General features: G+C 39.7%; 17 protein-coding genes. 8 read left to right on the top strand and 9 right to left on the bottom strand.

Going from position 1 to position 18,751, the window contains the following annotated elements:
• The first annotated feature begins 5 nt into the window (after positions 1-5).
• Genes E4S40_RS05870 through E4S40_RS05860 form a run of 3 tightly spaced genes read left to right on the top strand, consistent with a single transcriptional unit; the run spans position 6 to position 3,479 of the window.
• Complete coding sequence (locus E4S40_RS05870) at positions 6-1,160, top strand: DUF4221 family protein (RefSeq protein ID WP_135072147.1); 1,155 nt, start codon at positions 6-8, stop codon at positions 1,158-1,160.
• Between the two features lie 4 nt (positions 1,161-1,164).
• Positions 1,165-2,307, top strand: coding sequence for a DUF4221 family protein (locus E4S40_RS05865; protein ID WP_161971778.1), 1,143 nt, complete (start codon positions 1,165-1,167; stop codon positions 2,305-2,307).
• 20 nt (positions 2,308-2,327) lie between these two features.
• A complete protein-coding gene (locus E4S40_RS05860) occupies positions 2,328-3,479 on the top strand; it encodes a DUF4221 family protein (protein ID WP_135072143.1) in 1,152 nt (383 codons plus the stop codon).
• Between the two features lie 381 nt (positions 3,480-3,860).
• On the opposite strand, the gene E4S40_RS05855 is transcribed toward E4S40_RS05860, so the two are convergent.
• The 3 genes from E4S40_RS05855 to E4S40_RS05845 are packed head-to-tail and all read right to left on the bottom strand — an operon-like array spanning position 3,861 to position 5,995.
• Positions 3,861-4,463: a trimeric intracellular cation channel family protein gene (locus E4S40_RS05855; protein WP_135072141.1), complete on the bottom strand. Its 603-nt coding sequence runs from the start codon at positions 4,461-4,463 to the stop codon at positions 3,861-3,863.
• Between the two features lie 28 nt (positions 4,464-4,491).
• Entirely contained in the window at positions 4,492-5,106 is a 615-nt protein-coding gene (locus E4S40_RS05850) for a class I SAM-dependent methyltransferase (RefSeq protein WP_135072139.1), read from the bottom strand.
• Positions 5,093-5,995, bottom strand: coding sequence for a patatin-like phospholipase family protein (locus E4S40_RS05845; protein WP_135072137.1), 903 nt, complete (start codon positions 5,993-5,995; stop codon positions 5,093-5,095). Before E4S40_RS05845 ends, E4S40_RS05850 begins: the two co-directional genes overlap by 14 nt.
• Before the next feature lie 38 nt (positions 5,996-6,033).
• Between E4S40_RS05845 and E4S40_RS05840 the strand changes: the two genes are divergently transcribed.
• The 3 genes from E4S40_RS05840 to E4S40_RS05830 are packed head-to-tail and all read left to right on the top strand — an operon-like array spanning position 6,034 to position 8,759.
• A complete protein-coding gene (locus E4S40_RS05840) occupies positions 6,034-6,456 on the top strand; it encodes a VOC family protein (protein ID WP_135072135.1) in 423 nt (140 codons plus the stop codon).
• Between the two features lie 6 nt (positions 6,457-6,462).
• Entirely contained in the window at positions 6,463-7,521 is a 1,059-nt protein-coding gene (locus E4S40_RS05835; protein WP_135072133.1) for an aminotransferase class I/II-fold pyridoxal phosphate-dependent enzyme, read from the top strand.
• Positions 7,521-8,759 carry a serine hydrolase gene (locus tag E4S40_RS05830; protein WP_135072131.1) on the top strand — a complete coding sequence of 413 codons (1,239 nt, stop codon included), beginning with the start codon at positions 7,521-7,523 and terminating at the stop codon, positions 8,757-8,759. Before E4S40_RS05835 ends, E4S40_RS05830 begins: the two co-directional genes overlap by 1 nt.
• A 314-nt stretch (positions 8,760-9,073) precedes the next feature.
• Here E4S40_RS05830 and E4S40_RS05825 read toward each other — a convergent pair whose 3' ends face one another.
• Positions 9,074-10,507: a DASH family cryptochrome gene (locus E4S40_RS05825; RefSeq protein ID WP_135072129.1), complete on the bottom strand. Its 1,434-nt coding sequence runs from the start codon at positions 10,505-10,507 to the stop codon at positions 9,074-9,076.
• A gap of 123 nt (positions 10,508-10,630) precedes the next feature.
• On the opposite strand from E4S40_RS05825, the gene E4S40_RS05820 reads away from it, so the two are divergent.
• Positions 10,631-13,039: an alpha-L-rhamnosidase-related protein gene (locus tag E4S40_RS05820; RefSeq protein ID WP_135072127.1), complete on the top strand. Its 2,409-nt coding sequence runs from the start codon at positions 10,631-10,633 to the stop codon at positions 13,037-13,039.
• A gap of 117 nt (positions 13,040-13,156) precedes the next feature.
• Positions 13,157-14,152 (top strand): peroxiredoxin family protein, encoded by a 996-nt coding sequence (locus E4S40_RS05815; RefSeq protein WP_135072125.1) that lies wholly within the window; start codon positions 13,157-13,159, stop codon positions 14,150-14,152.
• On the opposite strand, the gene E4S40_RS05810 is transcribed toward E4S40_RS05815, so the two are convergent.
• The 5 genes from E4S40_RS05810 to E4S40_RS05790 form a co-directional block, all read right to left on the bottom strand.
• The gene (locus tag E4S40_RS05810) at positions 14,153-16,366 is read right to left on the bottom strand and encodes a DUF5916 domain-containing protein (protein WP_135072123.1); all 2,214 of its coding nucleotides are present in this window, start codon (positions 16,364-16,366) and stop codon (positions 14,153-14,155) included.
• A 71-nt stretch (positions 16,367-16,437) separates the two neighbouring features.
• Complete coding sequence (locus tag E4S40_RS05805; RefSeq protein ID WP_135072121.1) at positions 16,438-16,872, bottom strand: secondary thiamine-phosphate synthase enzyme YjbQ; 435 nt, start codon at positions 16,870-16,872, stop codon at positions 16,438-16,440.
• Positions 16,873-16,925: 53 nt separating this feature from the next.
• Positions 16,926-17,369: a hypothetical protein gene (locus E4S40_RS05800; RefSeq protein WP_135072119.1), complete on the bottom strand. Its 444-nt coding sequence runs from the start codon at positions 17,367-17,369 to the stop codon at positions 16,926-16,928.
• Positions 17,370-17,428: 59 nt separating this feature from the next.
• The gene (locus E4S40_RS05795; RefSeq protein ID WP_135072117.1) at positions 17,429-18,271 is read right to left on the bottom strand and encodes a fumarylacetoacetate hydrolase family protein; all 843 of its coding nucleotides are present in this window, start codon (positions 18,269-18,271) and stop codon (positions 17,429-17,431) included.
• A gap of 19 nt (positions 18,272-18,290) precedes the next feature.
• Positions 18,291-18,650 (bottom strand): DUF1304 domain-containing protein, encoded by a 360-nt coding sequence (locus E4S40_RS05790; protein ID WP_135072115.1) that lies wholly within the window; start codon positions 18,648-18,650, stop codon positions 18,291-18,293.
• Positions 18,651-18,751: the final 101 nt, after the last annotated feature.

The following is an 18,751-nucleotide window of genomic DNA, read 5'->3' as shown; positions in this document are numbered from 1 at the left end:
CAATTATGAAAAATTATCTTTTTCTTATACTCCTTGCCGCTTTGGCCTTTTCCTGCAGCGGAGAAAATGAGTCCATGGACTCAAGCAATAACAATATTTTTGAAAACTTCTCCTTTTCAGTAGACACCGTAGTTGTGGATCCTGGAGAAGAGATCATCAATCTTTCCCGTGGAGTAAGGGGAAGTTCATTGGATGAAACCAAGACCTATTTCTATCTATTTGATGAAGCGACCACCCAAATCAATAAAATCAACCTGGATGAATTGGTCTTGGAAGAGCAAATACCTTTTGAAAAAGAAGGACCGAATGGAATCGGGGCTAACTATATCACCACTTCAAGATACATGCCTGGTGAAGAGTTCCTTTTTTCTAATTTTCAATCCACAGGTATTTTTAACAAACAGGGCAAAAAAGTACTCGACTTGACCCTCAAACCTGAAGAGATCGATATCGAGGGACTAGGAGAAAATGAGAAATTCAATATCACAAGTTCCATCCGTCTATCTCCAGATAGAAAGTGGGCCTACTCGCTTCCAAGTGACTTTATGGAAGGAACTACACAGTTGGCGAAAATCAACCTTGAAACCAAAAAAGGCGCTGTACTTCCCATTCCGGCTTTGGATATAGTTGGTGAATACCAAATTCTTCTTCAATCCGGCGACGGGATGAGTATTTACAGAGAGGAAATGGCTTTTCAGGAAATTAATGATAAGTTTTTTATCTCAGGCGCTACAACCAACAGCATTTATCGATTTGAATCAGGCCAGGATTCCTTGGACTTATTTGAATATGATTTTTCGCTAGTACCAAATCAAAAACAAATTCCAATTAGAAAAGAAGTGTCGTCTATGGAGGAATTTAGGTCAGAAATGGAAAAAGCGAATACACAAATCGGTTTCGAAAAATTGCTTTATGATGAAAAAACAAAACGATTTTTTCGTTTTGGCAGAATTTACGAACCAAGAGAAGACCCTGAGGCCCCAAGAAAGGCTCAGGTATTTCTTTTCGCTTTTGATGAAAACCTAAATTTTTTGGGTGAAACAGAAATTCCACAACTAGACCAAACTCCCAGCAATTCCTTCTTCAAAGACGGCAAACTCTGGTCCTATGTCAATGTAGATGATGAGTTGGGTTTTGCCGTCTTTGATTTTAAATTTTAGACAAGTGAAAAGACTTATATCTCTTATTTCTCTTCCGTTGATTTTGTCCTGTGGAGGCAACTCATCTGAAAAATCCGATTCGGATAAGATTCTGGAAAACTTCAGTTTTTCAGTAGACACGATTCTCATCGATCCTAGTGATAAAATAATCAACCTTTCTTACGGAATTGGTAATGCCACTCTTGGTCCTGAACGACAATTTCTTTACCAATTTGACCCTAGTAAACCTCAAATAAACCAAATCAATCTGAATTCATTCAAATTGGAAAACCAATATCCATTTGAGGAAGAGGGGCCAAATGGAATTGCACCATTGATTTTTGGGATGCAGTTCCTAGACAATGGGCAATTAATACTTGGTGGATATGGAGCTCAATATGGAGTTTTTACCCTGCAGGGAAAGAAAGTCCAAGAATTAAATTTAAACCCCGCCGACTACAAAGGATTAGAAGCCCTAGAAATCACTGATTTGGGTTTAAGATTCACGTTTTCCAAAGATGGAAGATTTGGGTCAGTCTTAAAGCGGATTGGAGAAAGCAACTCTTCAGAGCTGATCGTCTTTGATCTGGAAACTATGACTGGTAAGGTTTTTTGGCTTCCAGAAATGGAACAAGCTTTCGATTATTCTCTTGAATTTCAAGCTGGAAACAGGATTCGTTTCGTTGGTGATGGGATTTGGCTTAACCAAATTGAAAATGGTGTTTTGGTTGGTAATTCTACCAACAATAAACTTTACCAATACGAATTTGATACAGACTCTTTGAAATTGATGGAATATGATTTTTCACTCGTTCCCAATCAAAAAGAACGGCCCATCAAGAAGGAAGTAAACTCCCTCGAGGAGTACCTGGTCGAAGAAGAAATAGCCCTGTCTCAGATTTATTTTGGGAGCTTGATCTATGATGATAGCTCCAACCGTTTTTTCCGGTTTGGGAGAATTTTGGAACCTAAAAAAGATGGGGAGCAGACAAGAAAAGGTGATATTTTTCTTTTTATGTTCGATCAGAACTTCAGACTGCTTGGCGAAGCAAAAATGGAGGGTATTTACTCCATTCCTCAAAGTGCCTTCTTCAAAGACGGCAAGCTCTGGTCCTATGTCAATGTGGATGATGAACTGGGTTTTGCCATTTTTGATTTTAAGTTTTAATTCCTCTAAACCAATATATTATGAAAAACTTACCGGTTTACTTTTTAATTCTTGTTCTCATTTCCTGCGGAGGAGATCCTGAAAGCACAGAATCCAATCAAAATCTAGAAATCTCCTACGAAATAGACACCGTGATGGTGGATGCAGGAGATCATTTCTTTTTTGTCCAATACGGTTTGGGGATGTCTGATGTGGATGAAAGTAGAAAGCTCCTCTACAACTTCAATAATCAGGACTTCAAGATGGAGATCATTGATCTCGAAAATCTGAAGCTGAAAGAGGTAAAACAATACGAAAAAGAAGGGCCCAATGGCATCGGAGGTGGATTTATCATGCGTGTCCAAGTGCTGCCAGATGAAAGCGTCATTTTTTATGATTTCAATGGAATCCATCATGTCGCCAAGTCCGGTGAAAAAATTGCCACCTACAAATTGGAAGAAATCGACTGGAAAGGGGATCAATTGGGAGATAGCGAAGAAATCAATGTGTCCAGCTTGGATACTCAAGACGGGAAAACATTCTATGGATTCTATGGGACAGAAAATTTTTTTGACAGCAAAAATTTAGGGATTGCCCAATTCAACCTAAGTGATCAATCGCTACGCTTATTTCCATCGGATTTTTTACAATTCACCTCGGCCTATGAAATCAGTCTAGAGATGAATGGGGGAGGAATGGCAAAGGCTCCGGAGCAAAATCGTGTCCGAAAGATAGACGATAGAATCCTGATCACGACCACTGCCAAAAACGAATTATGGGAATGGAACTTGGAGCTAGACAGCTTAATAAGTCGTAATTATGAAAGCCAGTTGAGTTCAAATAGCAAAAAAGGAAATTTTCCCATGCAGGCGAGTTCTCCAGAAGAATTTAGAGAAGCAATGAAGGAAAAAAACAAGGAGGTTAGTTTTGGCCGATTGATCCTCGCCCCTGATCAAGATAAGTTTTGGAGAGTTCATCGCGAAATGGATCGGCTGACTGCGGGAGATACTATTATTTATAAAAATATCCTGACAGCCTTTGATTCAGAGACTAATCAAGTTGGTGAAACGCTTTTACCCGAACGATTCAACTTCTTCGAACCTGCATTTTATCTCGATGGTAGGTTGTGGAAATTCCTGAATATTGACGATGAAGTGGCTTTTGTGCGGGTGAAGCCGAGTATTTCTGAATAAGGCCTCCCGCAGAGGCGCAAAGAAGCAAAAGAGCTTTTCTACTGATCGACGCAGAAAAAGTCCCTGATTTTCGCGGATTCAGGTACCCCAGTCCTTTTTTAAAGGAAAGTTCAAAGCTATTCTAAACATCAATGTAGGGGAAAATTCCTTTGCTTCTTTGCGGGAGTTTTTCTGTTGCAACGTTGCAAGAAAGAAACAGGAACTAAACTGAGACAGGAATTAGAGAAATTTTTCCCACAGATCGTCACAGATGAAAACACAGAATTTTACAGATTATTAACCTGATATGGATTGTTTTCAGCAGGGAAAACAATTTCGCCTTAGCTCCTTTGCGGGAGAATTTTTTCTTCGCGTCGTTGCGGCCTTGCGAGTTCTAAAAATTCAATCCAATCTCGGCAAACTCAGCTTATACTTTACCGCTACCAAGCGAATGGAAATTACCATAGACATGGATATCAGGAGATTCCAATCGCGGTCTAGGCCTAGATAATTCAGCACCAAATACAAAATCGCTCCGGCAAGGCAAGCAGAGGCATATATTTCCTTACGGAATAAAATCGGGATTTCATTGGTCAGTGTATCCCGAATGACGCCACCCATTACTGCCGAAAACATACCCATAATAGCAGCAATCTCAGGGCGAACACCCAAGCTCAAAGCCTTTTCCACACCCAATACTGTGAAAAATCCAATCCCAAGGGTATCAAAAAGGAAAAAGGTCTTGCGCAACTGGCTTAAAAAATTCGGAAAAACAAATGCTGCCAATACACCCAATAGAATAGCATACAAGAAATAAATATCGCCAATCCAAACGAGCGGATAGGAATCCAACAAAATATCTCTCAAGGTTCCTCCACCAATGGCGGTAATGAAACCAGTGAATCCTGCCCCAAACAAATCATGCTCTCGCTCACGAATAGCCAAGGCGCCTGAAATGGCAAAAACAAAGGTTCCGACAAGCTCAAGAGCGTATTGTAAAGTCATTTATTAATTGTTTACAATTAAATTGTATTTATATTTTTTCCAGAAGAAAAATCCCCATTTCCCGTTGATCTAGCACCAAAACAGTTTTGGGAGTTTCTACGAACCGAAATCCAAGGCTTTCAATTTCATGCAGTTGCTCCCGAGTTAAGACAAATCGCTCAGTTCCATCAGGCAGCAAAAATCTGCCGTCTCCTAAGGATTCGGATTGTTCTAATATTCCTCCTAAACCCGTGCACATTCGAAACCAAAATATTCCTCCAGGCTTTAAAACCCGATGGATTTCTGAAATCATTTGCCAAAAGTTATCAACACTAGACGCAAAATGAAGTACAGCAGAACAAATGACCGCATCAAAAGCTTCCTGATGAAAAGGAACATCTTCCAGGCTTCCCAGCTGAAAGCGATGAATATCATAATTTGGATTTAAGCTTTTGGCTTGGTAACGACAATACTGAATCGCGACATCATTCGGGTCGATTCCAAAAATCTGATAGCCTTGATTAATAAAGTAAACCGTGTTGCGTCCTTCTCCACAACCTGCATCGAGAATCCGCATTTCCTTGGAAAACCTACCCTTTAGAATTTGATCCAGCAGGTAGATATCCACATTTCCCAGCAGGCGATTCAGTTCAGCTATTTCCATTTTCCAATTTATCTAAGGCTTCTTTTGCTTTGATTCGACCCACTTCGATCATTTCCGCAGACCGGTGAAATTCCAAGGTTCCTGCTTGCTTTCGCGCGACCTTGACGAGTACATCCACCTTGTTTTGCGCGATTATTATTTCACAATAGCGATCCTGAAGCAAATCAAAGGAGCGGGATACCAAATCCAATGCTGAAAAAGAGCTGGGTTTTTCTTCCTCCTTGTCATCAGGAAAATACTCTTTCATCTTGTCTCTATACTCTGACAGCCACTTAGGAAGCGATATGAAGCGATTCCCTTCAGAATCCTTCTTTGGAGGAGAAACAAAATCCTGATCGGTCCCATTGACATCGACGACCACCAAAAGATTATTATCTTCTTTTTTGAGCAAAGAAATGGGAATTGGATTTAGCACACCTCCATCGATCAATTGTTGTTTTCCCTGCTTGGCAGGAATTATCACAGAAGGAATACTTCCCGAAGCACGGATAGCAGCAAATAGGCTTCCTTCAGAAAACACGACTTCTTTTCCGCTATGCACATCTACAGCATTACAGGAAAAAGGAATTTCTAAATCTTCGATCTGACAATCTCGAATCACCTTTTTCAAAGCGGAAAACACTTTTTCTCCTTTGATAAAGCCTCTACTTGAAAAAGTGAAATCCATCAAGGAAAAAACATCGATACGATCCAGGTTACAGATCCAGTTTTTAAACTCGTCCATTTTCTTAGCAGCATACATACCACCTACCAAGGCTCCTGCTGAGCAACCTGCGATTTCGGCGATTTCATAGCCCCGCTCTTCCAATTCCTCAATGACTCCGACATGGGCTAATCCTCGAGCTCCACCGCTACTTAAAACCAATGAAACTTTCTGCTTTTTTGCCATATCTTTAGGATGAAAATTGTCAAACGAATGTACGCAATATGAGTCAATTTAAACCTTTCCACCTGGCTTTCCCTATTCGGGATATTGAAGAAACAAGAAAATTCTACGGCGACCTTTTAGGTTGTGATATCGGCAGAAGCACTGATAAATGGATAGATTTCAACTTCTTCGGACATCAACTTTCGGCTCATATCAAGCCTGAAGAATTAGCCCAAGCTAAAACCAATGCCGTAGATGGTAAAAATGTGCCAGTCCGTCATTTTGGGGTGATTCTTCCTTGGGATGAATGGCATGAGTTAGCTGATAAACTCAAGGCACATGGAATTGAGTTTGTGATCGAGCCTTACATTCGATTCAAAGGGGAAGTTGGAGAGCAGGCTACCATGTTCTTTTTGGATCCTTGTGGAAATGCCTTGGAGTTCAAATCCTTCCAGGACGAATCACAGATTTTTGCTAAATAAGATTATTTGAAAAAGCATTTCCTTCATAGCGGAATTGATCGAATGATTGAAATAGAGGGGAAAGAATACCTTTATTTCAGCGGAACGTCCTATTTAGGGATAGCCCAGGATAATGATTTTCTGGACGTGCTAGCAAATAATATTTTCGAGTACGGTTCTAACTTTGGCCAAAGTCGAAAAAACAATATACAGCTAAAGGTTTTTGATGAATTTGAGGAATTTTTTGCTTCCGAGTCAGGTGCTGAAAGCGCGGCTCTTTTTAGTTCTGGTTACCTAGCGGGCATCGCCGCTTGGAAAAGCCTGATCCATTTCACAAATGAAGTTTGGATTGCCTCTGATACGCACCCTGCAATTATTCCTGATGGATTTAAAGCAAGTGACCAATTAAATTTTAAACAATGGAAAAATCATTGTCTAAAACGATCTGAAAATCTTTCTTCCCAAACAATTTTAATCATTGGGAACGCAGTCGATGCCCTTCAAGTGGAGATACATGATTATTCCTGGGTACGTGAAATCGCAAAAAAACATGAAGTATATCTCTTGATTGATGATTCCCATGCATTTGGAGTGATAGGAAGAGGGATTTTTGGAACCTATTCCAAATGGATGGATGAATCCTTCCATTTGCTAGTTTCAGGTTCCCTTGGAAAAGGCTTGGGATTGCCAGCAGGTATCGTTCTGGGAGATCTACCGAAAATAGAAAAAATTAAATCCACTCCACTTTTTGCAGGAGCATCACCGGGATCTCCTGCTCATTTACAAACCTTTTTGGAAATGCAACATACTTATGATGTAGCGCAAGAACAGTTAAAGGAAAACATCCAATATTTCTATAATCGAATAGCATTCCTTTCACAAATTATCGGACATACTGATTATCCTGTTTTTCGGTATATGAATGATTCTTGGGTTGATCAGCTAGAAAAATCAGGAATTATCACCTCAAGTTTCCCTTATCCACATGCCCACAGCCCTAAGATAAACCGGATTGTCCTTTCTGCTTTTCATGAAAAAGAAGATATTGAATACTTAGCCGATATTTTAGAAAATCTAGCTTCCTAATGAAAACTCGTAACCCTATTTACCTATTTGTCATTGGATTATTAATTTTTTCTTGCTCGCAAAAAAATCCTATTCCTTTTAAGGATGGTCTAGATGCTTATCCAATTCTTAAGCGAGTCTTGGATAGCACAGAGACTTACCAAGTCCAAATCTTTTACACTCGAATTGATCGAAATGAGCACATGAATCCGATGATGGAAACTTTTTCCTTCAATTTGGATGATGAGCGGTATTTCTATCCAGCTTCTACGGTAAAATTGCCGGTAGCTATTCTTGCATTGGAGTGGCTAGAAGAACAAAATGTGGATAACTTAAACATGGATACTCCCATGTTAACTGATTCGGTAAGACCCTCTCAAATGCCAGCCTATGTGGATAACTCCTCACAAGATTCTTTACCTAGCATCGCCCATTACATAAAAAAGATTCTGTTGGTTTCAGATAATGACGCCTATAATCGCCTCTATGAATTGCTCGGCCAAGACTACATTAATCAAAAGTTGGCCGAGAAAGGGCTCAAGCATACTGTCATTAATCATCGACTTAGCTATCCTGCCAATGAAATCGAAAATCGATTTTTCAACCCTATTCGATTTGTGGATAAGTCAGGAGAAACAATTCTTGAAATCCCAGAAAGAGAAACCAAAACTATCTATTCTAATTCAGAGCGACCTATCATTGGCAAAGCTTATTATTCAGGGGATTCCTTAATCGAGAAAGGCATGGAGTTTACCTATAAAAACAAGTTCGCTTTGTCTGATTTACACGGAGTAGTTCAACGAATCATTTTTCCGCGGTCCTTTTTGGAAACTGAACGATTTCAGTTGAATGAAGAGCATCGAAACTTTATTTTAAAATATATGAGTATGCTTCCCGGAGAATCGGATTTTCCGAAATATGAAGATCCAGATTACTATGATAGCTATTCCAAATTTTTCAAGTTCGGCACTGACAAAAACCCAATTCCCGAGCAATTTCGAATTTTCAACAAAACCGGTTGGGCTTATGGACACTTAATTGATGGAAGCTATTTTGTGGATTATGAAAATGGAGTGGAGTTTTTTGTCTCTGCGATCATTTATACGAATAAAAATCAAACGCTGAATGATGATACTTATGAAACCGAAGAAGTTGGCTTACCTTTTTTTGCTGAATTAGGTGAGTATTTATATCAGATTGAGTTAAAAAGGAAAAAGCTATTGAAACCTGATTGGGGAGAATTAAAAATGGATTATTAGTTTAGAAGACGAGTAATCTAAAAAAATGAATAAAAATAGGTTTCCAGATTTCACACTTTTCCTGAAAGTCTTTTGGCTTTGGACGGTCTTGGCTGCTTTAGTCAATTGGATTGTAACCTTTGGCAATTATAGATTGAATATAGGCTTTGATTGGAGTTTTCTACAAAAACCAGAATCCTATTTAATACTGTTAGTCTATATGGGATTTTGGTTTGCCTTTGAGTACTTTCTCTTTTGGAAACCCAACCCAACCTTTAGAGAAAAAATCAAACAAAATAGAAGCAAGGCAAACTGATTTATCCACAATTTAAAATTCAGTAGGCAGACTGTAAGTCAACCAAAGGCTGTGGATAAGTTCCTTCTATTCTGATCCCTGCTTTTTGCAATTCGATTGTGGATAAGTCCCAAGGCTGATGAATATCAAAGCCTTTCAAAGCAGCTAATTCAGGAATCCACAATCGGACATAATCTCCATTTCGATCGTAATTTTTGCCTTGCCGTAGAATATTGAAATAGCGGTTTTCCCGAGGATCATTTCCTACACCACCTACATACATCCAATTTCCCCAATTAGAGCAAACATCATAATCGATCAACACACTCTCAAAATAACTGGCACCCCAAGTCCAATCAATCCCTAAATCATTTACCAAAAAGCTTGCAACATTTTGACGACCGCGATTGGACATGAAACCTGAATTTTTCAATTCCAGCATATTTGCATCAACAAAAGGAACTCCTGTCTGCCCCTCACACCAACGCTGAAAAACAGCATTATCCCTTCTCCAGGAGTCCTTTAGATTTTTGATGCCACCAATGTGGAAAACTTTGTTTCCGTGTTTCTTGGTGATAAAGCGGAAATAATCCCGCCAAATCAATTCAAAAACCAACCAATAGGTACTTTGATTTTTCTTTCGCTCTCGCTCGTATCGCTTTACTTCTTCATAAATCGTTCGCGGCGAGATACAGCCTAAAGCCAACCAAGCGGAAAACTTGGAACTGTAATCTTCCCCAATCAATCCATTACGGGTCTCTTTGTAGGTTTTTAGTAAATCCTTTTCCCATATATAGGAATGGATTTGCCTGAGTCCGGCACGCTCTCCACCTTCAAAAACCATCACCGCGCGTGGTTCAGACTCAGGCTCCTCCAATCCATAAGTTTGTAAATCAGGCATCACACCTGCTTGTGGAATAATTTCTTTTTCCGGAAAAGATATTTTTTCAGGCTGTGGATAAGTCTCTCTAATAGATGAAAGTTTCTCCACAGATTTTCGAAATTGAGTAAATACCTCCGGGGTTTGATTTATCGGAAACGGCAAATCATCTATATGATATAAGGTGGTTTGCCAAAAGCTCTCGGTAGCGATACCTTTAGCCCAAGCATTCTTTTCGAGAGACTTATCCACATAGCATTCTTCAGCTGTGACTTCCTGAGAAAAATAGATAGCACCTGCTTGGATTCGCTCTGCAAATGTGACCAACTCCTCCTCAGGCTTTCCTCGAAGGATAACTAGATCGCCTCCTAGATTTTGTAAGTTGTTTCGAAGATCTTGTACGGACTCCAAAAGGAATTTGCCTCGAAAATTTCCTGTCTTTGGAAAACCTAATTCAGTTTTTTCGAAATGACGAGGATCAAAGCAATAAACCGGAACAACTTCCTCTCCCATTTGGATTGCTTTCGATAAAGTTTCATTATCCTGCAATCTCAAATCGTTTCGAAACCAAACTATGATCCGTCTTTGCTTCATATCGGGTGAACAGCCTGTGTAATTGAAGTGTTTTGAAAAATTTGAATTTTCAAAAGCACTTATTTTTTAACTTTTGGGATCATTGGAAAGCTTAGGAATAGTTTCCGTCAAACATTACTATTTATGAAAAACCCCTTTTTATTGCTTTTTGTCCTCGGGCTGATTTTTCAATCTTGCGAAAAAGCAAGTGGCCCTTATTCGATGATCTATGAGGATATTTCCACATTGGAAGGTTTAAAAGGGACTGAATCCTATTTGAACTCACCTTTTGCTGCTGCAGGAGATCGGCTGTATTTAATCGGAAATCAAAACGGGACTTTTCCGGATTTAGGATGGCATGTGGAAGGAGAAATGGGGGGAATCTGGTTGCATCCAATTAAATTGCTCGATGGTTTTAGTGCCCAAATAAAAATTGAAGAAAACACTATTTGCTTGTCAGACGGCAAGTCTTTTACAAATTACCCCTTTGCAAATGTGATTGACTATGGAAAAATCACAACAGGTCTTTCTGTAGACAGAATACACTTCGTACCCGATGGAAGGGAAGGAATGGTTGTTCTCTATCGCTTTCAAAACTCTGCAAAGTCCTCGACAGATTTTGAGTTTTCCTGGAATGCGAAAGTAGACCTAAGACCAGTATGGCTGGGGGAACAAAATGGAATGATAGATGGGGACGATCAGGTTAGCTTTAATGAATTGACCGGAACTTACTTAGGCAAAGATCAGGATAATGATTGGTTTGTTGTCTGGGGAAGTGAATCAGGAATTACGCTTTCTCCAAAAGAAGATGCCTGCCCAATTGATTCTAAAGGAAGGGGAATCAATTCTGCCTTTTCAATTCAATTATCCATTCCTGCAGAATCGGAATTGATAATTCCCATATTTATCGCTGGTTCTACTGAAAGCGAATTTAAAGCCTTGGAAACCTTTGCAGAATTGCAAGAAAATTTAGAAGGGGATTGGTTCACTAAAAAAGCCCGCTACCAGGAGATTCATGAGAAATCCCAAATCCAAATTCCGGATCAAGAACTTCAAAAAGCCTATGAATGGATCAAATACAATACAGATTGGTTGGTCAGAGATGTGCCTGGACTTGGTAGGGGGTTCGGAGCTGGATTACAGGATTACCCTTGGTTTTTCGGAGTAGATAGTGAATACACGATTCAGGGCTTACTTGCTACAGGGAGAAAAGAATTGGTTTATAGTACCATTGAGTTAATCCACAATCTGTCAGAAAAAACCAACGGAAATGGAAGAATCATTCATGAAGCCTCCACCAATGGGGTCGTCTTCAATCCCGGAAATATCAACGAAACGCCACAGTGGGCTTCTACGATTTGGGAAGTGTATCGATGGACTGGAGATCGAGAGTTTTTAGAGAAATATTTTCCTTCTGTGGAAAAAGGTTTGAAATGGTTGCTGGATGAAAATGATGCTGATGGGAATCTTTTGGCAGATGGCTATGGAATGATGGAAATCCACGGCTTAGAATCTGAAATGATTGATGTAGCTTCATACAGCTATAAAGCCTTCAGCGATGTGGCAAAAATGGCCGAAATCCTTGGAAAAACAGACCTAGCCGAAAGTTATCAACAGACCGCTAATGCCTTGGCCGAAAAAATCAATAAGGATTTTTGGGTACCGGAATTTGGAAGTTATGCCGATTTTATCGGAACGGCTGATGAGGCTTTACATTTGATTGATGGCGCTATTATCCGAGCAGATACCTTATATAAACCTTGGGCTGTAGAAGAGTTAAGGACCACCAAAGAGAAGTTATCCACATTCCCAAAAGATCAAAAACAGGGATTTGTCATTTACCACAATTGGGTGGTGAATACACCCATGGAAGTGGGAGTTGCAGATCCCGAAAAGGCAAGAATTGCTTTGGAAACAGGAAGAAAGTACACCAATCCATTTGGTGTCTTTGTTACTGGTATCGATAGGGATGAAAGTGCGGAAAATGAGGATGGCTCATTTTCAGGAAGTAAGGTTTTCTCCTATACTGGTGCTGTAATGACTTTACCGACAGGGGTATCAGCCATTGGTGAAAACAACTATGGGAATCCAAAAGGGGCACTTGATTATCTGAAGCGAATGACCCGAAGTTTTGGCTTTGCTCTGCCGGGATCTATTTACGAAGTTTCACCGGATTATGGGATGTTTACCCAAGCTTGGAACCTGTATAGCTTTGCGGTTCCTATTGTCACTCAGTTTTTTGGAATCAAACCGGACGCGGGGAATAAGGTGATTTTCATCCGCCCTCAAATGCCAAACTCCTGGGAAAATGCTTCGATCGAAAAAGTCCAGATTGGTGAAAATGAAATTTCACTTAGCTATCAAAAATCGGGGAATGAATTAATCCTTGAAGTTGAACAAAGCGAGAAGAAATGGGGATTGTCTGTGGAAATACCGGAAAACTATACCCAAGTGAAGGTGCTGGGAAAAGAAGTCAACACAGATACTCAAAACGGCTACCGCAGATTCCTAATGACGGGGGAAAAGGTAAGGATAGAGGCAAGGACAAATTAAAAATCGCAAACCTTTGGATTTCAAATAAGACGATCTTATCGGGATTGGTCAGGTAGTTTTCAATCAAGTAATCAAACCTTAGTTTTCGAATTTCGTGTTAGAAGAAAATGCCTGATTATGAAAAGATTCTGCCAATTCCTCATTCTTAACCTCTTTCTAACTTTTCCACTTTTAGCCCAAACAACCCGAGTTATCATTGAACTGGAAGGAAATCTTAGCGGGAAAGATTTTATACAAACAACTTTTGCAAACAAAACATATCAAAGCACCGAGGCTGTAACAGGACAACTAGAAGCTGAGCTTGAGCGACCGACAGAGATTTCTTTTTATCATCTGAAAAACAATGGGAAAATCCTGGGTAGAAATTCTTTTTGGGTGGGAAAAGGAACATACCACATTCGAGGAAAAATAGATGACTTATCCACACTTAAAATTGATCCCGAGCATCCCTATTCGACTATTTCTAATCAAATTTCCCAATCAGAAGGAGAGAGCAAAAAATCCCTAATCGTGGAAAACCTTGATAAAGAGATGGGCTTAAATTGGCTGATTTCAGAAGCCAATTCATTTTCAGAAGAAGAACTCCAAGAGATTCTCCCGAGAATACCGGAAGAACTCCAGCAACTCAACTCATTTAAACGATTTATTGCTGATTTATCATTAAATGAAGCTGTTTTCAGCGCCAAAGAACGTGAAACAAGTCAGAATTTTACCCTTGAAAGTCGAACTGGAAATCAGGTTTCCCTTGATGATTTTAATGGAAAATATCGACTATTGGAATTTTCATTTTCAGGCTGCAAACCTTGCTTAGACGCCCTTCCCGAAATCAAAGATATCCATGAGCAGTTCGGTGAAGAACTAGAAATAATCAGTATCTGGAATGACCCTCGAAAAGAAATCTGGCTAAACGCTTCTAAGAAACACAAAGAGCAGATTACCTGGACTGACCTTTGGGATGAAACAGGCTATGTGACCAAACTCTATCAAATTGAGATTTTTCCTACTTACATTCTCATTGATCCTGCAGGAAACATCGATCAAATTTGGAAAGGATATATAAAAGGCCGAATCTTTCGAAAAATGGAAGGGCTGTTTGGAAAGCCCATACCATAATTAAATATTCAACCAATAGTTCAACTTCAACACCAAGGAACGTTGCTTAGGTAAGAAAGTATCTGGGAAATAGTTGTCTGTGTAAACCAAGAAGAAATCAGAAACTGGAGCAAATCTCCATTGCAATCGGGTATTGATATTGATATTTTCAATCTGATTATTGTATTGGATAAAGGTTGTCCAGAAGACTGATTTGCTGAACGTCAAATCGATTCGAGGCCCAACCAAAAGCAAATCAGCATCGTTTTGAGGCTCAGGTAGACGAATTCGATTGTAACTGAAATTCATACCGATATTTGCAATGTAACCGATTCGCCAAGCCACCTCACTGCGCAAAGAAGCAATATCCCCGGTGAAATATTCTCCCGCTTCTCCTTCTATTCTAACATTAAATGGCATCCGAGGATTACTTCTGAATTCAAATCCAATTCGATCTGTCGTATAGTCTGTACCTGCCAAAAGTGGTTCCCCACCTGTTCTGGTAGGATCAAAATCATCAAATAAATAAATGTAGCTATTCTTATAGCTGACAGAAAATTGAGCTAAGGACTGAAATCGAACTTGATATTGAAATCCAATATCCCTATCGGTTGTTCCTAAAGCTTCATTCCATCTCAATTCATACTCCAAACGAGGACCATGATTGTTGATAAAATTGGATTTTGGAAAAAAGCTATAGCCCAAATCTGGATTGAATCGCTTGTAATCTACCCGTGGAACAAAGCCCACCTCAGGATTGTAACCTGCCCCTATATCCAAGTAGCTAATACTCCATCTCCAGTGCAAATCACTATACAAGACATAGGCGTTCAAAGTCCTTGGAGCTTCCTTTTCAGTATTTTCAAAAGTTCGGTGATACAAGGCCTTTCCTGTCCATCGATTGTCTTCAGAAGCCAAATTGTATTCCACACCAAGCATCCGATTATAGGCAGTTGGATCAAAAAGACTTTGAAACTCATCTACAGCCAAAGATTCCCTATCTACGAAAATTAACCCGATGTTGGAGCGAGAAAAGACTTTTTTCTGAACAGCCATCACACTAAAATTCTTTCCTACAATCCCTCTCTCTTCGTCAGAAGCTGTTTGCATATTCATCAAGCCCACACGCCAATCATCGGTCACTTTTCCGGAAAGCCGGGCTCCATAGATAATCTTATTTTGGACGTTTTGTCCTGTGGATTCATCTCGATCTACTCCAATTCTTCTAGAAAAAAACGGTCTCGCCAAAGGATGACCAAAGCTTGCGAAAAGGTCTCCGTTTTCAAGGAAAAACTGCCTCCTCTCGGGAAAGAAAATCTCAAAACGGTCCAAGTTGGTAACTTGTTGATCGACCTCAACTTGTGAAAAGTCCGGATTAAAAGTCAAATCCAAATTCAAGGCAGGGCCAATCCCAATTTTTGCATCCCCACCAACAGCTGGAGTCAAGTTTTCAGAAGTTCCTTCTAAAAAGTTTTTGGAAGTCCTGGCAGCAGTATAGGGAATAATGGAAATATTGGCCGAGTTCTTTTTCAGCGGTTCTTCGAAAATCAGCTTTCGACTAAATGCTGTTGAGATAATGGGAAAGTTTCTGGGAATAGGCGCCCAGGTACTTCGTTCTCCATAATGGCTATCTATTCGGTAAAAATTGACATTCCAGTTTTGCGCTCCATCCTTGAAGCGTAAGGTGGAAAGTGGAATGATTGCTTCGATTTGCCAATGGTTTTCATGGATCGTAGCTCTTGCAAACCATTTATTGTCCCATGCTAAGTTTAGGTCCTCAGATCTTGAACCTCCATTTGCTAAAAGTGCTTCCCGCTGAACACCATAAGGATTTATTCCAAATTGAAAGGCATTGGTCTTGTCATTAAACGTATCAAAAACAAAACTGATCCCATCATTTTGCTCTCCACGATAATCCCGGCGGAGTGAGGTCGACACGTATTCTCGCGGTCCATTGTTCTCCATCACAGCGGCGAGATATAAGTTGTTTTCATCGAAAGCAACTTTTACCCGGCTTTGAGCTGCCGCTGCAGAGGTATCGTAGGGAAAATATTGAGTGAAATTTACATTCCAACCTTCTTCTGAGGTCCAAATTTCCTCATCCAAAATTCCATCTAATGTAATCGGCTCCTTTACCTTGAAAGCAAAGGCATTGACTTGTTGAGAAAAAGCCTCTTGTTTAACACCAAACATAAAGACATTTCCCAGGAATAATAGGCTTAATAGAACTCTCATAGACTAGTTGATCTCACAAAAGTACATTTGTACTAGCCGATAGAGTGGACAATTTTATGAATGGTATTATTTCATTTTTTAACAGTCCCGAAAGCGGTCAAAATCAAGCTTCTAGCGGAAGCATGTCGTCTAAATTCACACAAATAAACACCCTGCCAAATACCTAAGGCAAGTTTTCCACCGGAAATAGGAATTTGAAGATTGGAATCAAAAAAACTGGCTTTAATGTGCGCAGGCATATCATCCGGCCCTTCATACGTGTGGATAAAGCGTGGATAATTCTCCGGAATCAACTCATTTACAAAGGTTTGGAAGTCTTTTCTGACAGTAGGATCCGCGTTTTCATTGATGGTCAAAGCGGCAGAAGTATGTTGAATAAATACCTGCAAAAACCCCGTTTGAATTTGCCTCATTTCGGGAATTGCCTCTTCAATCAAATCGGTAATTAAGTGGTAACCTCCTGGAAAGGCCGGCAGCTTTATTTTTTTCTGGAAAAACTCAGTCATGCGGCAAATTAAAAAAGCTGCTTCATTCCATGAAACAGCTTTTAGTATTCAGTTTATTTTCTAATGAAAAATAAAACCGGTCCATCACAGGCGCTCCAAGAGCCGATTAGGGTCTCGGGATCTTCGAAAAATAAGGTTTCTGAACCAGCTTCACAGGAATGAATCAAACCAAAACCATTTGCATCCCGATGCAATTGATAGGATTGCTCATCATATTCCAAAGTCAAATACTCCCTTTGATTAATTTGATCTTCAATTATCTGAAAGCTACCCTTCAATTCATAATTTCCTATAAACTTGGTAAAGTCTCCATTGGATTTGAATCGATAAGTATAAAGGGAGTCCGTAATGGGATAAAATGTTGGATTGGGAACTGAACTACTCTGATATCCAGAAAAAACCCAATCCCGATTAAAAATCGGGTCTAGCGGTTCGGTTTCGTCTTGGCACGAAATGAAGGCAAAAAGAATAATGAGGAAGCTTATTGTTTTTTTCATGGGAGAAAATTGATTCATAGTCTTTGAACGAAAGATCAATAGAATTCGCTACTCCAATTTTAAATTTCACCTACAGAATTTGATAAAGTTCCAATACCGGCAATAGTAATCTTTACCTGATCTCCTGCTTGAAGTGTAAAATCATCAGGGACGATTCCCGTTCCTGTCATCAAAAAACACCCGATAGGAAAACTGTTTGCCCGGAACAACCAATCGGCTAATTCCTGTGGTTTACGTTTTAATTGTGTCAAATCTGTTTTTCCGCTTGCGCTTATTTTACCCTCTCGTTCAATAGCCAATTCAATGGAAGTTGAATTATCTAGATCATCCTGAATTAAAATGCAAGGGCCGATGGAAGCACAGCCTTGATAAACCTTCGCTTGAGGCAAATAGAGAGGATTTTCTCCCTCAATACTTCGGCTACTCATATCATTGCCTACGGTAAATCCCTGAATTTTGCCAGAAGGAGAAATAAGAAGAGTCAGTTCGGGCTCAGGAACATCCCAGGTGGAATCTTTGCGAATATTTACTATCCCTCCAGGATTAGAAACTCGGTATGCTGTAGCCTTAAAAAATAACTCAGGGCGATCTGCTGCATAAACTTTATCATAAAAATCTGCTCCACCGGCATCCTTGGATTCTTCCATTCGAGCTGTTCGGCTCCGGTAATACGTTACGCCAGCGGCCCAGATTTCCTGATTGCCCATAGGAGCTAATAATCCAGATTCTTGAATTTCACGAGCTCGGCCGGGAGTAATTTTTTCCCAAGACTTGATTTCAGATTTTAAATAATCACTCAAGTTTTCTCTTCCCAGTAACTGATCCCAGTCGTATTCCGGGCCTAAATAATTTTGATCTGAATCACATAAAAGTGTTCCCTGAGATGTTTTATATAGTTTCATAATTCGATTAGCTTTTGCTTTACTTCACAAGAAATAGGATTAAAGCCAAAATAGCAGGAAAAGCTTGGATCCAAAAAATCTTTTTACTGACGGTAACTGCACCAAAAATTCCTGCAATAGCCACACAGGCAAGAAAAAAGATTGAAACCGAATTTGAAACCGTTGGGTTTTTTGTCAAAAGCGACCAAATCAGACCAGCTGCCAAAAACCCATTGTAAAGGCCTTGATTGGCAGCCAAAGACTTCGTGCTTTCAAAAAACTCCTTTTTCCCACCAAAAATTTTTCTTCCAAAAGTGGTCCATACTATACTTTCCATCCAAAAAAAGAAGAGATGAAGAATTGCAATGACTCCAATCAGAATTTTGAAAATAATTTCCATAACAAGCAATTGATTCGGAGGAAGTTAGGAATTTACAAAAGGATAGAAAACAGCCATTTCAGAAAAAAGCCCCAATTTTAAACTTTCGAATCTTTGAGGCT

Source organism: Algoriphagus kandeliae (assembly GCF_004571135.1).
In the GTDB taxonomy this organism is placed as follows: Bacteria; Bacteroidota; Bacteroidia; order Cytophagales; family Cyclobacteriaceae; genus Algoriphagus; species Algoriphagus kandeliae.
This window is presented reverse-complemented; position numbering and strand designations above follow the sequence as displayed.